The organism is Thiomonas sp. FB-Cd (assembly GCF_000733775.1).
In the GTDB taxonomy this organism is placed as follows: Bacteria; Pseudomonadota; Gammaproteobacteria; order Burkholderiales; family Burkholderiaceae_C; genus Thiomonas_A.
In genome coordinates this window covers 536,075-550,288 of record NZ_JPOE01000002.1, presented here as the reverse complement: position 1 = coordinate 550,288, position 14,214 = coordinate 536,075, and the positions used below count along the sequence as shown (strand labels likewise).

Annotated in this window: 13 protein-coding genes and 1 pseudogene; 11 read left to right on the top strand and 3 right to left on the bottom strand. The window is 59.9% G+C overall.

Going from position 1 to position 14,214, the window contains the following annotated elements:
• Positions 1 to 286 precede the first annotated feature (286 nt).
• Entirely contained in the window at positions 287 to 769 is a 483-nt protein-coding gene (locus CD04_RS0102650; RefSeq protein WP_051848869.1) for a DUF1810 domain-containing protein, read from the top strand.
• 512 nt (positions 770 to 1,281) lie between these two features.
• Here the strand turns inward: CD04_RS0102650 and CD04_RS0102645 are convergent.
• The gene (locus tag CD04_RS0102645; RefSeq protein WP_031404253.1) at positions 1,282 to 1,578 is read right to left on the bottom strand and encodes a hypothetical protein; all 297 of its coding nucleotides are present in this window, start codon (positions 1,576 to 1,578) and stop codon (positions 1,282 to 1,284) included.
• Positions 1,544 to 2,683: pseudogene (locus CD04_RS21295) on the bottom strand (IS630 family transposase). Before CD04_RS21295 ends, CD04_RS0102645 begins: the two are co-directional and overlap by 35 nt.
• Here CD04_RS21295 and CD04_RS23510 point away from each other — a divergent pair.
• Together CD04_RS23510 and CD04_RS0102630 are read left to right on the top strand one after the other, a co-directional pair.
• Positions 2,655 to 2,999 (top strand): hypothetical protein, encoded by a 345-nt coding sequence (locus CD04_RS23510; protein WP_156030041.1) that lies wholly within the window; start codon positions 2,655 to 2,657, stop codon positions 2,997 to 2,999. The pseudogene CD04_RS21295 and the gene CD04_RS23510 overlap by 29 nt on opposite strands.
• Positions 3,000 to 3,075: 76 nt before the next feature.
• Entirely contained in the window at positions 3,076 to 3,663 is a 588-nt protein-coding gene (locus CD04_RS0102630) for an NAD(P)H-dependent oxidoreductase (RefSeq protein WP_031404251.1), read from the top strand.
• A 91-nt stretch (positions 3,664 to 3,754) separates the two neighbouring features.
• On the opposite strand, the gene CD04_RS24325 is transcribed toward CD04_RS0102630, so the two are convergent.
• A complete protein-coding gene (locus CD04_RS24325) occupies positions 3,755 to 4,042 on the bottom strand; it encodes a hypothetical protein (RefSeq protein ID WP_231480438.1) in 288 nt (95 codons plus the stop codon).
• A gap of 60 nt (positions 4,043 to 4,102) precedes the next feature.
• Here CD04_RS24325 and CD04_RS0102625 point away from each other — a divergent pair, with 60 nt between their 5' ends.
• From CD04_RS0102625 to CD04_RS0102585, 8 genes are all read left to right on the top strand, one after another.
• Positions 4,103 to 5,317 (top strand): bifunctional aminoglycoside phosphotransferase/ATP-binding protein, encoded by a 1,215-nt coding sequence (locus CD04_RS0102625; protein WP_231480437.1) that lies wholly within the window; start codon positions 4,103 to 4,105, stop codon positions 5,315 to 5,317.
• Positions 5,298 to 6,299, top strand: a complete 1,002-nt coding sequence (locus CD04_RS0102620) for a hypothetical protein (RefSeq protein WP_051848867.1) — start codon at positions 5,298 to 5,300, stop codon at positions 6,297 to 6,299. The genes CD04_RS0102625 and CD04_RS0102620 overlap by 20 nt, the downstream gene beginning before the upstream one ends.
• 383 nt (positions 6,300 to 6,682) lie before the next feature.
• Positions 6,683 to 9,208: a magnesium-translocating P-type ATPase gene (mgtA, locus tag CD04_RS0102610; RefSeq protein ID WP_051848866.1), complete on the top strand. Its 2,526-nt coding sequence runs from the start codon at positions 6,683 to 6,685 to the stop codon at positions 9,206 to 9,208.
• A 275-nt stretch (positions 9,209 to 9,483) separates the two neighbouring features.
• A complete protein-coding gene (locus tag CD04_RS0102605) occupies positions 9,484 to 10,626 on the top strand; it encodes a branched-chain amino acid ABC transporter substrate-binding protein (RefSeq protein WP_031404247.1) in 1,143 nt (380 codons plus the stop codon).
• An 86-nt stretch (positions 10,627 to 10,712) separates the two neighbouring features.
• Positions 10,713 to 11,618, top strand: a complete 906-nt coding sequence (locus CD04_RS0102600) for a branched-chain amino acid ABC transporter permease (protein WP_031404246.1) — start codon at positions 10,713 to 10,715, stop codon at positions 11,616 to 11,618.
• On the top strand, positions 11,615 to 12,562 hold the full coding sequence (locus CD04_RS0102595) for a branched-chain amino acid ABC transporter permease (RefSeq protein WP_031404245.1): 948 nt from the start codon (positions 11,615 to 11,617) through the stop codon (positions 12,560 to 12,562). Before CD04_RS0102600 ends, CD04_RS0102595 begins: the two co-directional genes overlap by 4 nt.
• Positions 12,559 to 13,383, top strand: coding sequence for an ABC transporter ATP-binding protein (locus CD04_RS0102590; protein WP_038167441.1), 825 nt, complete (start codon positions 12,559 to 12,561; stop codon positions 13,381 to 13,383). Before CD04_RS0102595 ends, CD04_RS0102590 begins: the two co-directional genes overlap by 4 nt.
• Positions 13,380 to 14,123 carry an ABC transporter ATP-binding protein gene (locus CD04_RS0102585; RefSeq protein ID WP_031404243.1) on the top strand — a complete coding sequence of 248 codons (744 nt, stop codon included), beginning with the start codon at positions 13,380 to 13,382 and terminating at the stop codon, positions 14,121 to 14,123. The genes CD04_RS0102590 and CD04_RS0102585 overlap by 4 nt, the downstream gene beginning before the upstream one ends.
• The last annotated feature ends 91 nt before the right edge of the window (positions 14,124 to 14,214 follow it).

Below are 14,214 nucleotides of genomic sequence, written 5' to 3'. Positions count from 1 at the left end.
CCCAATGGGGAACGCTCACGCACGATTCGCAGCAAGGTTCCCCGCATTACTTGAGATCGGCTTTCCCGCCTTTGGATCCCACGGCGCGGCTTGGTCCTAAGGCATGCCGGACGCGGCTTCGGTGCATTTCACGCCGCGTCCACTAGCGGGGCCCTTGCGAAGCGCCCGTCAATCGCCGGGCGAGCAAAGGCCTTCACTTCGGGGTCCGGCCAAGTCGTGATCTCCGCGTTGACGAGTGGCGTCCAATGGTTCAGCATGCAAAATTCCGGAGCATCCCGATTCAGACATGGATCCTGCGACCCAACCACATCCTCATGATCCTGATCGCTTCGATCTGGATCGCTTTCTGACGGCTCAAGCAGGCGCGTTTGCGCAAGCGGTTGGCGAACTGCGTTCGGGTCATAAGAAATCACACTGGATGTGGTTCATTTTTCCGCAGTTCACCGGCCTCGGCACCAGTCCCATGTCCCAACGCTACGCCATCAGGAGCCTAACCGAAGCAAAGGCGTATTTACTGCATCCCTTGCTGGGAGTGCGGCTTCTGGAATGCACACGAATCGTGAATGGTCTGCAGGGCCTCTCTGCACACCAGATTTTCGGGAACCCTGACGATGCCAAGTTTCATTCATCGATGACGCTCTTCGAGCTTGCAGGGGGCGCTGGTTCGGAGTTCACGCGTGCGCTGGAGAAGTACTTTTCTGCCGAAAGGGACCCAAAGACCCTGGAGTGCGTTCGTGACACCGGTGCCCGAATTGACAGCGAAACCTAATTTTCGAGCCAAACTCCAGCGACCCCTGCACCAGTATCAATCTCCGGTGGCCGAACAGGCTACCCGATTGATGCACACTGACCGGCGCCCGGGTGAGCCCATCCTAGCGGAACACCAAACCATACGTCCTTGCTTTGGCACCATGTTCAAGAGCAGCGATGCATCGATTGTTTGAACGCACCACCGATCCGGCGTGTCCGCGTTTGCCGAGGCGCATGGGCGCGAGCGGTTGGCGGTGGACCCGGGTTGTGGCTATGGGTGGCACCTTCGCGCGCTGGCCCCAAGGTATCCCAACCTGCGCGGATCGGGTACTGACTCTGACGGCACTGCGGAAAACGTCTCGCAAGCTCGCGCCCTGAAAGTGAGCAAGGGTTCGGCGGCAGCTCGCGGTTTCTCGTGGGTGACATGCATGATCTCGACCCGGGCGACCCAGCCGACTTGATCGCGATGAACCAGCCCGTGCATCACATGTGGGAGAGGGGGCCCGCTAGGACAACATCCCGTAAATATCATTACACATCAGGATCAAAGTATGAGGCCAGCATGGCGACCACGATCTCGGCGGTTTGGCGCAGGTTGCCGGAGGCTGGCAGTGGTTCCCAGCGCCCTGAATGGGTTCGGAAGGCAGCCACGTAGTGGTTGGTTCCGGTCTGGGTCAATCGGGCGACGGTGTCGAGGGATTCGTCGCGCTGCATCTGGATGAGCAGATGCTTGCCATAGCGGCGCACTCGGGCGGCGGCGTGCCCCGTCAACTTGGCGAGCAAGCCCTGCAATTCACTGGCGCGGTCGGGGATAAGGGGTGCGGTCATGGCGAGAGCGATGGACGTGATGCCTAGGCTCCCCAGTTTGCCACTCGAAGCCTGCAAACGTCCAGCGGAACGGTCGCGGATCGAGATTGCGCTGGGCAATGAAGGCCTCGGTGCGCCCGCGCAGATGGTGCACCGAGATGTGGCTGGCACGGCGCAGCACCCGGCGGGCGTAGATGCCGAACAGCAACTCGATCGGGTTGCCCCAGCTGGCATGCAGCCGGGTGTCGTGAAAGACGAAGCGTCCGCCGTGTCGGGCATTGAACGCCTGCCACACGCCCCAGGCGCGATGGGTATTGAGGTTGTCCCAGATGACATGCAGCGGCCCGCTGGGATACGCACGCGCGACGTCTTCCATGAAAGCCACCAGGTCGGCCTGGGTGCGGCGATCGGTGCAGCGCCCCAGCACACGGCCGCTATGCACGTCCAGCGCCGCGGTCAGCGCCTGCGTGCCGTGGCGAATGTATTCGAATTCGTAGCGGCGCAGTCGCCCGGGTTGCGCGTGGCGATCGACATGCTTGCGCTCGACGGCCTGGATGCCGGTCTTCTCATCGACGCTCAGCACCACGCTGCCCTTGGGCGCGCGCCGGTACAGCGCACAAATCGCGTTGACCTTCTCGCGGAATTGTGGGTCGGGCGAATGCAACTATTGCCGAACGCGGTGCGGCCGCACGTCGCCAGCCTGCAAAATGCGCTGCAAATGGCTACGGCTGATGTGCTTGACCACGCCTCGCTCCACGGCGCGCACGCACAGCTCATCCAGCGTCGGCAGCGCACCGGCGCGATCCTCGCCTGTCTCGCACGCTAGCGCCAGCAGTTGCAAACGCTGCGCCGGGTCAATCTGTCGAGGTCGGCCCGGGCGCAGCCCCTCGTGCAGGCCTTCCACACCCGATTGCGCAAGCCGCTCTCGCCAGCGCATCACGGTCGGCCGCGACACCTGCAACGTCGATGCGATCGACGAGATCGTGTGTCCGTCGTGGAGCATCAACGCGATCCGCGCTCGCAGCACGTCGCGCTGCGGCGCCGTGCTGCGACTCAGTGTCTCTCGCAGCTTCGCCTGATCCTTCCTCGACAACTTGATGACCGATGCCACGCGCTCACGACTCATGGCAAGCAGTCTACTTCATGCCCATTTTGTTGTCACGTTATTTAGGGGATGTTGTACTAGCCTCTTTGCCTGGATGCCAAGCTCAAGCCGCAACGCTATGGGTGCGGTCTGTAAACTCGTCTGGTTCCCAGACCGCACTGCCCTGCGCGCGTCCAACCGCATCGGCATGGTCTTCCACAACCTTCGCGAGCATGTGCAGAGCAACCGCATTCCCTCGATGGACAAAATCATGGGCGGGCGCGCAAAAGCGGGAATGCCCGCGCAGGTGTACCTGCTCGCTCAAGATGTAGAGTCAGTCGTGGTTGCAAAGCGCTAACGACGCCCATGCGCAAGATGAAAGAAAAGCTGCTGAGGAGCGCGTAATGTAGGCTTGTTTCCATTAGAGGCGGCCCATGAACAAGAACATTTTCCTGATCCAAGGCCACCCCGACCTCAGCCAGCAGCATTTTTGCCATGCCCTTGAAAAGGCATATGCGGAGGGGGCGATGGCCACCGGGCATAAGGTCCAGAACGTCAGCGTCGCGGCCTTGGATTTTCCGATCCCGCGCAGCCGGCAGGAGTGGGAGCACGGAACGCTGCCCATGGGCTTGGGGCGCGCCCAAGCGGCGATCCGCTGGGCCAATCACATTGTGTTGCTTTTTCCGCTGTGGCTGGGCGATATGCCGGCGCTACTCAATGGGTTTCTTGAGCAGGTTGCGCGCCCCGGTTTTGCTTTCTCCAGTGAAGCCGGGAATCCGTTTGCCCACAAGGGCCTTGTTGGTCGCTCGGCACGGGTAGTTGTCACGATGGGGATGCCAGCCTCGATGTATCGTTGGTATTTCCGCGCCCACAGCGTGCGCTCCTTGGAACGCAATATTTTGGGCTTTGTTGGCATCGCTCCAGTCAAGGAAACGCTGATCGGCATGACCGGCAAGCTTGACCCGGTACTGGCTGGAAAGTGGCTGGAACGGCTCAGGGAACTTGGAGGGCGTGGCGAATGACGATGAGCGGAGTCGCTTGATCCAAGGCGACCAGCGATGAAACATGGAGAATGGCTCTTCCAACGGCACACGAAACGGCCTCCGGCCCCATTCATCCATGCCCGAATCTCCACGAAACGACGCGGCTGCCGGCGATGTGCTGGCGCATGCCCTGCAGCGCAGGTTGGAGATCTCCACAGGGCGTACCGTGCGGCGTATCGAGACGCATATATCGTGGGTGCTGCTTGACGGGGAGCACGCCTGGAAAATTAAAAAGCCTGTGCAGTTCGGCTTCCTGAACTTTACGTCGCTCGAGCTTCGACATCGCGCGTGCGAGGATGAACTGCGCTTGAACCGGCGACTTGCCCCAACGCTCTATCTTGACGTTGTACCAATTCATGGAAGGCCTGATGCTCCATGCTTGGGCGATGGGGGAGAACCCATCGAATATGCATTGCGGATGAGGCAATTCGCCTCGGGTGCGTTGCTGAGTGAACGACTGGCTTCAGGTTGTGTGAACGGTGCGCTGATCGATCGATTGGCGGCACGCTTGGCGGCTTTTCATCAAGCTGCCGCCGTCGCACCTGCCGTCACGGCCCATGGCAGCGCGCCTCAAATTCGTGCTCAGACCGCACAGGTTCTCGCCGGCTTAGGGTTACAAGACGCTACGGGTGAACTTGGCAAGCTGTATGCGTGGTGTGATGCGCAGGGGCGCGATCTGGCCGCTACGTTCGACATACGCAAACGCCAGGGATGGGTGCGGGAGGGTCACGGTGATCTCCACCTGCAGAACATTGTCGCGCTCGGAGATGACATCACGGCGTTTGACTGCATTGAGTTCGATCCCGACTTGCGGTGGATCGACGTGCAGTGTGACATCGCATTTCTCACCATGGATTTGGCCGCTCATAATCGCGGCGACTTAGCTTGGCGATTTCTTGACCGGTGGCTTGAAGTCCATGGCGATTACGCAGGCCTTGCAGTACTGCGGTACTACGAGGTTTACCGTGCTTTGGTCCGCGCGCTTGTCATACGCCTACGCCGCTCCGAGGGATTGGAGGCGGCAGGGCCGGACTATGTTGCTGTCGCGCGAAGCTTTGCGGAGGCACACAATGCGAGCCTGTTGATCACACACGGGCTTTCCGGATCGGGCAAGAGCTATGTCGCGCAGCGACTTTTAGAGGTGGCCGGCGCCATTCGCCTGCGCTCGGACGTTGAGCGCAAGCGCCTCTTCGGGCTCAGCGCTCTTGATGTCTCCTCGGCACGCATGCCACAGGGGATCTATGCGCGCGCTGCATCGCAACGCACGTACGAGGCGCTGTACGCCGCGTCTGCCGTGGTGCTCGATGCCGGCTACCCAGTGATTGTCGACGCGACATTTTTGCGTGCGCACGAGCGCGACGCGTTCCGCAATCTGGCGCGGCGCAAAGGCGTTCGCTTCTCAATCCTGCACTGCCACGCTGATGATGCAACGCTCCGCGGACGCGTTCAAGCGCGCCGTTGCCGTGCCAACGATCCATCCGAAGCGGATCTTGCCGTGCTTGAGCGACAGCGCGGATTTTGCGAACCTTTGACGCAAGCGGAGCAGCTGCATTGCATCGATATTGACACGGGAGGGCCTATCGACGTGCAGACCCTCGCTCGACGGTGGCTTCATGAATCCGAACCCGATTGACCCCCTCGCAATCCAGTGCAAACGCTACTTCGATGTTTGCAATGGGGATGCCGATGGCCTGTGCGCGGTACTTCAATGGCGACTCGCAACGCCCGCCCCCGCCGAGCTGATCACGGGGCTCAAGCGCCAAATCGACTTACTCGGCCGCGTACATGCGTGCTCGGGCGATGAGGTCCTTGTCTGCGATCTATCGATGCAACGCAATCGTCCGGCGCTCATGCGGCTGCTCCAATCGGGGGTACGAGTGAAGTATTTCGATCACCACGACGTGCATGACGTTCCACGACACCCAGGACTGTTGGCGCATATTGACGGCTCTCCCAGCATCTGCACAAGCCTGTTGGTCGACCGCTACCTCGCCGGGCGCTTTCGCGCGTGGGCGGTTGTTGGCGCCTACGGCGACAACCTGCACGCCGTTGCCGACGAGGCAGCCTCCACGCTCAATTTGAGCGCGGCCCAGCGCGAAAGTCTGCGGCAACTTGGAGAGTCCATCAATTACAACGCCTACGGTGACGATGAAAGCGATGTCTACATCGCACCTTCCAAGCTCTACGCATTGATGGCGCCCTATTCGACTCCCCTTTTTTTCCTCGAGCACGAGGGCATTGCCCACCGCATCAATACCATGCGCCGCGCAGATCTTGCGCTGGCCCAGACGTCCGCTGTCCTTTTCGAGTGCACGCAAGGCCATGCGCGGCTTCTATATGACGCGCCTTGGAGCCGACGGGTCATGGGAACGTTCGCCAATGCGCTGGCGGCGGCTGAGCCCCTTCTTGCCCATGCCGTTCTAAGACAACATGCCACCGGCGACTTTGTCGTGAGCGTGCGCGCGCCACTTGTCAGGGGGTCGGGGGCGAGCACCCTATGCACGCGCTTCGGTGGCAGTGGACGCGCCGGCGCGGCTGGCATCGACCACCTGCCACAGCATAAGCTCGGCCAATTTCTCGACGCCTTTGCAACGGCGCAGTGGGGACTCGCGTGAGCCCTCGTCCGGTTTCAATACTCGCTGCGGGCCGATTGCTGGCGATGAGGCGCCCGTGCTCGAAGGGCATTGCGCAGCAGAGCGGCAGCATCAGGGCCGTCGAGACTGCAAAAAGTTTGCAGCCGTCTCTGGACCATCCCACCCAACTTGCCGGGGATTCAAGCCCATGCCCTTCCAAGGAAAAACGCAGACGCATCGCTCACGGCGCAGCTCGCCACCGAGCTCCCGCATTCGCATCGCGGTGCATTCATTGACCTTGTGTCTTTTGCGATTCGCCGCCAGAGAAATCAGGAAATGCCGGCCTTGGTGAATTCACGATTGCAATGTGCGCACCGACCAGGTCGGTATCTACAAATGCCTGCGCGCCAGATTGACCCGCTGCCATGACGACAACCGATCAGGCATCCTTGACTCGTGGATTGAGCAGCGCGGAAGCTACGAGGCGGCGTCGCCGATCCGGCCCCAACCAGATCGTCCCGGAACACCATCGCCATCTTGTCTGGGAGTTCCTCGCCCGATTTCAAAACCCGCTGGTCCTTATCCTTCTGGCAGCGATCGGCATTTCCGCGCTCACAGGAGACATGACCGGAAGCTGGGTCATTGGCCTCATCGTCGTGGCGAGCGTCACCCTTGATTTTTTTCAGGAGCATCGGGCGGGGCAAGCAGCAGAACGTCTGGCCGCCCAAGTCGCTGTAACCGTGTGCGTCTTGCGCGACGGCATGCGCCGAGATCTCCCGCTGGCGCAGTTGGTTCCCGGCGACGTGGTCTTTTTGTCTGCCGGCAACCTGGTTCCAGCAGATGGAGTGGCGCTCGTGGTCCAAGACTTCTTCGTCAACCAGGCCCAGCTCACCGGTGAGCCCTATCCGGTAGAAAAGCATGCCAGCCCCACCCCCACGCCTGAAACTTGGGATCCCGATGCGCCCGATGCAATTCTCATGGGCAGTTCGGTGGTAAGCGGATCGGCCACGCTCCTCGTCATACGCACAGGCATCCGCACCGCGTTTGGGCAGATCGCCACGTCTTTGAATAAGCAACCGCCTGCCACTGCCTTCGAGCGGGGCACCCGCCAATTTGGCATCTTGATCATGCGCCTGACCTTTGGGTTGGTGCTCTTTGTCCTTCTGGTGAACATTGCTCTGCACCGGCCTTTACTCGAATCGTTCCTGTTTGCTGTGGCTCTTGCCGTCGGATTGACGCCTGAACTCCTTCCCATGATCGTATCCGTGACGCTTGCGCGTGGAGCCATGCGCATGGCGCACAAGAAGGTGATCGTCAAACGTCTTTCCGCCATTCAGGATATGGGTGCCATGGATGTGCTTTGCACAGACAAGACGGGCACATTGACGGAAGCGCGAATCCGCCTGGAGAGGCATGTCAACGCGCTGAACCAAGAGAGCTCGAGGGTCCTCGTATTCGCCTACCTGAACAGCGCCTTTGAGACTGGTCTGAAAAGCCCACTTGATGATGCCATCTTGCAGCACGGTGAGATCGAAATCGAGGGCTGGAAAAAACTCGACGAAGTCCCGTTCGATTTTGAACGCCGCCGCGTCTCCGTCCTTCTCGAAGGCCATGAAGGGCGCATCCTGGTGGCCAAAGGAGCACCCGAGGACATACTTGCACTGTGCACGGACTACGAAGATAGTGACGGAGTACCGACCGCACTGGGCGCGGTCGACCGAGAGCGCATCGACGCCCTTTTCAGCACCCTCGGCGAGGACGGGTTTCGGATTTTGGCTATTGCCTGGCGCAAGGTTCCTGCAACGCAAGACCGTGCAGTTTTGACCGATGAGTCTGCGCTCGTTTTTGCGGGCTTCGCAGCATTCCTCGACCCACCAAAGGCCAGCGCTGCCAAGGCGCTTGCAGCAATGGCGAATGGCGGGGTAGCGATCAAGATCATCACTGGGGACAACGAAAAGGTTACGCGCTACGTCTGTGCGCAACTCGGAGTGACGGTTTCCGGCGTTTTGACCGGAAGCGACATCGCTGCCATGAATGACGATGCGCTGCGTGCACGCGTGGCCGACGTGAACATTTTCTGCCGAGCCAATCCCGCTCAGAAAAATCGGATCATTCTTGCCCTCAAGTCACGCGGGCACGTTGTAGGCTATCTCGGCGACGGCATCAACGATGCGCCCTCGCTGCATACAGCCGACGTGGGCATCTCGGTGAACAGCGCTGTTGATGTGGCGAAACAAGCGGCAGCCATGATTCTTCTGCAGAATGACCTCAATGTGCTTCACACAGCCATTCTGGAAGGACGTCGCACCTTCGGCAACGTCATGAAATACATCATGATGGCCACGAGCTCCAATTTCGGCAACATGTTCAGCATGGCTGGCGCCGCCTTGGTGCTACCGTTCCTTCCCATGTTGCCGCTCCAGATTCTTCTCAACAATTTGCTCTACGACATCTCTGAAATGCCGCTTCCACTGGACAACGTGGATGATGAAGACCTGATCATGCCAAAGCGCTGGGATATGGCCTTTATACGCAATTTCATGCTCACCATAGGCCCCATCAGCTCAGTATTCGATTTGCTCACTTTTTATTTGCTCATCAGATTGCTCAAAGCGGATGAGGCTCTTTTTCACACCGGCTGGTTCGTGGAATCGATCGCCACCCAGGTTCTCGTTATTTTTGTCATACGCACTCGCCGCAACCCTCTTCGCAGCCATCCACAGGCTTGGCTCACACGCCTATCCCTCGGAGTGGTCGGCTTGTCCATGCTGCTGCCGTTCTCACCACTGGCAAACCAACTGGGATTTGTGCCGCTACCGCTGGAGTTCTTCGGTCTCTTGATCGTCATGTTGCTGCTCTATCTAACTCTGGTGGAATTCGGGAAGCGGTGGTTCTACAGGCGATATGCCGCATCGCCACTCACGGCGCTTGCACGCCGTCCACCGGAGTAAGCCGACAAGTGTTGCGCTCGCCGGCCGCCGCTTCACGGGCAATCGCATTTGCCAATCGCGAAGAGTTCGGCCTACACTCCCCGCTGCTGCAGCCAACTTACCCCGTTGGTTTCAGCAGATGGCCGCCTGTTCACACAATGAACCGCGCAGCATGCCTACTTGCTTATGCAGCCCGTCATCATGCGGCTGCCGTTGCAGTTCGTCTGTTCGCGGATACAAGAACGAAGAGCGGCTCCATTCAACCGGCCCTAGGGCCATCGAAAGTGGAGACTCAGATGCGAACCTTACCCCGAACGTTGCAGTTTGCCGTTGCGGCCCTGTCCCTTTCCGTTGCTTCGGCTTACGCAGCAACGCCAATCAAGATTGGCGTGCAGGCGCCGATTACCGGTCAATATGCCAACGAAGGCCAAGGCATCGCTGACGCGGTCAAGCTCTTGGTCAAACAGCAAAACGCCAAGGGTGGCTTGCTTGGACACCCGCTGGAAGTGAAGGTCTGCGACGACCAGGGTGAGGCAGCACCAGCGGCGATTTGCGCAAGGCAATTGGTGAATGACGGCGTATTGGCCGTCATTGGGAGTTATACAAGCGGTGCAGCGCTGGCGGCACAGCCCATCTACGCGCGCGCGAATGTGATTCAGACGTCGGACGGCACGAGCGATGAACTGACAGCGCGCAATTACAAAACCTTTTTCCGCAATGCCCCTCCGAACAGCGCTGAGGCCCTGTTCACCGCCACGTATTTCAAGGCCATGGGCTACAAGCGCATCACCGTCGTTACAGACCACTCCAGTTTTTCGACCGGCTTGGCCGATTCGGTGATCGCGGACGCCAAGAAGGAAGGCATTGACGTTCTGGACAAGGAGTTCATCAACGCCGGATCCCAGAATTACACGCCCGTGCTCACCAAGCTCAACGCCCTTAACCCGCAAGTCGTCTACTTCTCGGGCTATTACACGGATGGCGGCCTGGTCAAAGCACAGATGGCGCAGCTCGGCATGAAGGCGCAGTTCGTCGGCGGTGACGCCAACCAGAATGTGGCGTTTGCCAAGATCGCAGGCAAGGCGGCGGCGGGTGCTGTGATCATCAATGTCCCAGCACCCGAGGACCTGCCTTACCCGGCGGCCAAGGAGTTCCTGACTCAATTCAAGCAAGCGTATGGCCATCCGCCACCGAGCATCTTCACGCTAACGAATGCTGACGGCCTGCGCGCCATCGTCTACACGGCTGAGAAGATCAAGAGCGTGGACGCGGGCCGGCTGATTCCCGCGTTGCATCAATTGAAGGACTTTGAGGGGTTGACGGGCACGTTCTCATGGAACGCAGTCGGTGAGCGCACAGGAAGTCCCTATGTTGCCTTTGAAGTCACGCCAACTGGCAGCTACAAGATCACCTATCCGCCCGAAGCAGTCGCGAAGTAAGCAAGGCACGCCCGGAACAGGGCGCGGCGGCACGGGCTTGGAGGCCCGTGCCGGACCGTCAAGAGTTTCGGCAAGGAGACAGGTTCATGCTGAGCACAGTGCTTCAGCAGTTCGCTAACGGCCTGACCGTCGGTGGCATCTACGCGCTCATCGCGCTGGGCTACACGATGGTCTACGGCGTCCTGCGGCTGATTAATTTCGCACACGGTGATCTGTGCATTTTTGGTGCCTACATCGGCTTGGTGGCCTTGGGATCCGGGGCTGGCAGCGGGCAGACTCATCTGCTTTTGGTCGGTGCCGCCTTCATTTTGGCCGCGGTGGTGGTAGGAGCCGCTGGGTTGCTCCTTGAGTTCACGGCTTACCGGCCCCTGCGCAAAGCGGACCGCTTGTCGGCCGTGGTTTCCGCGCTTGGGGCGTCGTTGTTTATCGAAAACGGCATCATGCTCATCTGGGGGCCCCAGTTGCGCGTATTTCCCGACAACCTGCTTCCATCCATGCATTGGACGCTAGGCGGGGCTCGCATCGACCTTGTGCAACTTCTCATCATGGCCGGCTCTGCCATTCTCATGGGCATTTTGTACTGGTTTGTGCATCACACGCGCTATGGAACGGCGATGCGTGCCGCGGCCAGCGACCAGGACGCAGCACGGTTGATGGGCATCAACGTCAACCGGGTGATTGCCAGCGTGTTCGTGATCGGACCAGCCATCGGCGCTGTCGGCGGGCTGTTTGTCGGCCTCTACTACAGGCAGGTCTATTTCACAATGGGCTGGACCTACGGCTTGAATGCCTTTATTGCGGCCATCATTGGAGGTATAGGGAACATTCCAGGCGCAATGCTCGGAGGAGTGTTGCTGGGATTGTTCAACGCCTTCGCTGCAGGCTTCGTCTCCAGTTCCTGGCAGGAGGCCATCACGTTTGGGCTCCTCATAGGCATTTTGCTCATTAGGCCGTCTGGGCTCTTGGGCGAACGCGTGGCGGAGAAAGTATGAAGAAAATGCTGGCAATTCTGCGCCACCCCTGGGTTGGCGCTGCACTCTGGGTTGGCGGCCTTATGGTGCCGCTCCTGCTGAACCAAACCTGGGTGTTCATCGCGTCGCTTTTTGCCGTGTATGCCATTGTCGCGTTGAGCCAGGACATCGTGCTTGGCCGCGCCGGCATGTTCGACATGGGGCATGCGGTGTATTTTGGCGTCGGCGCTTACGTTACCGCGATTCTCAACACGCAATTCAACTGGCCGGTCTTTGCAACTTGGCCCCTGGCCGTGGTTGCCGCAGCGCTGGTAGGCGCCGTCCTTGCCGCGCCGATCGCCAAACTGCGTGGCGACTATCTGCTCGTGGCCACCATCGGTTTCAATGCCATTTTCATCCTCGCTCTGAACAATAACGTAGCTGGAATGACGGGCGGTGCGGATGGCATCTTCGGCATCGGCGTCCCCAGTCTTTTCGGTTGGCAAATCGGAAGCCAGAACGCCCAATTCTGGCTCGATTGGCTGGCCTTCGCAGCGGTGTTGCTGCTCATCCGGAATCTCGACCGTTCGCATCTGGGTCGTACGCTGTACTACATCAAGCATGACCAGCTAGCTGCAACCACAATGGGCGTGGACGCGCGCGCCTACCGGGTTCTGGCATTCGCGCTGGGCGCAGCGCTTGCTGGGTTCGGCGGCACATTGTTCGCGGCGCTGATGGCCGCGGTCAGTCCAGGCGCTTTTGTTTTTACGGAATCGGTAACCTTATTCGCGATTGTTCTGGTGGGTGGACAAGGTTCAATTCCGGGCGTTCTGCTGGGAACGGCATTAATGTTCGTGGTGCCGCAGGCCTTCCGTGGCTTTGCCCAATACCGCTACTTCGTGTTTGGCATCGCGATGGTCGTGGTCATGGTTCTACGCCCGCAAGGGATCTGGCCCCGGAGCCAGCGTAAGGAGCTGCAGCAATGAGCGCGGCGCTTTTGACGTTGGAGGGCATTGGTATCCGCTTTGGTGGTTTGCAAGCAGTTGCGGACTTGAGTTTCGCCGTTGAACACGGCGAGGTGTTCGGACTGATTGGGCCGAACGGAGCAGGCAAAACCACTGTCTTCAATCTGATCACTGGGGTTTACAGGCCCACTGAAGGCCGGATTGCGCTCGAGGGCACGGACATCACAGGGTGGGCACCGCATCGAGTCGCTCGTGCGGGAATTTTCCGCACGTTTCAAACCATTCGTCTTTTTTACGGCCAGAGCGTGCTGGTGAATGTGCTGGCGGGCATGCACCTTCAGACCCACCAACATTGGTGGCAAGGATTGCTGGGCACGCCCTCACAACGCCGCGAGGAGGTGGAACTACGCGCGAAGGCCATGGAGCTTTTGACACGACTGGAACTCGATTCCGTAGCCCATGAGGACGTGGCTGCGCTGGCCTATGGCTTACAGCGCCGCGTGGAACTGGCCAGGGCGCTGATTGCCAAGCCCAAGCTGATGATTCTGGACGAGCCCGCTGCCGGTCTCAACGACCAGGAGTCAGCGGCACTCAATCGCACCATCCTTGCCGTGCGTGACCAAGGCATCAGTGTCTTGCTCGTGGAACACGACATGAACGTGGTGATGAACGTGACCGACCGTATCGTCTGCATTAATTTTGGGCGCAAGATCGCTGAAGGCACGCCTGAGGCCATCCGCAACCATCCTGAAGTCATCGAGGCGTATTTGGGCAAGGATGAAGATGAGGATGCGGACGCGAGCGTCCCGCCGGCACTTGAAATCGCAGGGGGTGAAGCGTGAGGTTTCTCGACATTGACAACCTGGATGTGCGGTACGGCCACATCCAGGCGCTCAAGGGCGTGAGCCTGAGTGTGGCCGAGGGCGAAATTGTGACGCTACTGGGGTCCAACGGCGCGGGCAAGACCACGCTGATGCGCAGCATTAGCGGCCTATTGCGTCCGCACTCCGGCGACCTGCGCTTTCGTGGACAAAGCATTGCGCGGCTTGGCGCCAACAGCATCGTGCGCCTCGGCATTTCACAGGTCCCCGAAGGCAGGCGCGTGTTTCCCACGTTAACCGTTTCCGAAAATCTGATGCTTGGTGGCTATACGCGCCCTCCCGGTGAAGTCGCTCAGAGCCTTGCCCAGGTCTTGCTGATGTTTCCTCGTCTCCAAGAACGCAGCAGACAGTTTGCCGGCACCCTGTCCGGCGGTGAGCAGCAGATGCTCGCCATCGGACGTGCGTTGATGGCCAAGCCCAAGCTGCTTTTGCTTGACGAACCCAGCCTTGGCCTCGCCCCGATCATTGTGCGTGACATCTTTCGTTCGCTACGGCAGATCCGCGAACAAGGCATGACTGTGCTGCTGGTGGAACAGAACGCCCGTATGGCGTTGAAATTGGCCGATCGCGGCTATGTCCTTGAAACCGGCCGCATCATGTTGGAAGGCAGCGCGCAGGCGCTCCTGCAGTCTCCAGACGTGCAGGCGACTTACCTCGGCAAGGAATCTGCTGCCGCGGCGCCCGCGCCGCAGGCAGTGTAATCAGCCGCGAAGGCGATCCGATAGCCATGCAAGCACGTCGCGCGCACACCTCAGCCGCCTGATGCAACCATCGCCGCTGCGTGCCTGCCCA

What these genes read in the sequence shown, in the direction of transcription:
- CD04_RS0102650 (WP_051848869.1), top strand. Translation starts at nt 287, where the DNA reads ATGGATCCTGCGACCCAACCACATCCTCATGATCCTGATCGCTTCGAT.
- CD04_RS0102645 (WP_031404253.1), bottom strand. Translation starts at nt 1,578, where the DNA reads ATGACCGCACCCCTTATCCCCGACCGCGCCAGTGAATTGCAGGGCTTG.
- CD04_RS23510 (WP_156030041.1), top strand. Translation starts at nt 2,655, where the DNA reads ATGACCGATGCCACGCGCTCACGACTCATGGCAAGCAGTCTACTTCAT.
- CD04_RS0102630 (WP_031404251.1), top strand. Translation starts at nt 3,076, where the DNA reads ATGAACAAGAACATTTTCCTGATCCAAGGCCACCCCGACCTCAGCCAG.
- CD04_RS24325 (WP_231480438.1), bottom strand. Translation starts at nt 4,042, where the DNA reads ATGAATTGGTACAACGTCAAGATAGAGCGTTGGGGCAAGTCGCCGGTT.
- CD04_RS0102625 (WP_231480437.1), top strand. Translation starts at nt 4,103, where the DNA reads ATGAGGCAATTCGCCTCGGGTGCGTTGCTGAGTGAACGACTGGCTTCA.
- CD04_RS0102620 (WP_051848867.1), top strand. Translation starts at nt 5,298, where the DNA reads ATGAATCCGAACCCGATTGACCCCCTCGCAATCCAGTGCAAACGCTAC.
- mgtA (WP_051848866.1), top strand. Translation starts at nt 6,683, where the DNA reads ATGACGACAACCGATCAGGCATCCTTGACTCGTGGATTGAGCAGCGCG.
- CD04_RS0102605 (WP_031404247.1), top strand. Translation starts at nt 9,484, where the DNA reads ATGCGAACCTTACCCCGAACGTTGCAGTTTGCCGTTGCGGCCCTGTCC.
- CD04_RS0102600 (WP_031404246.1), top strand. Translation starts at nt 10,713, where the DNA reads ATGCTGAGCACAGTGCTTCAGCAGTTCGCTAACGGCCTGACCGTCGGT.
- CD04_RS0102595 (WP_031404245.1), top strand. Translation starts at nt 11,615, where the DNA reads ATGAAGAAAATGCTGGCAATTCTGCGCCACCCCTGGGTTGGCGCTGCA.
- CD04_RS0102590 (WP_038167441.1), top strand. Translation starts at nt 12,559, where the DNA reads ATGAGCGCGGCGCTTTTGACGTTGGAGGGCATTGGTATCCGCTTTGGT.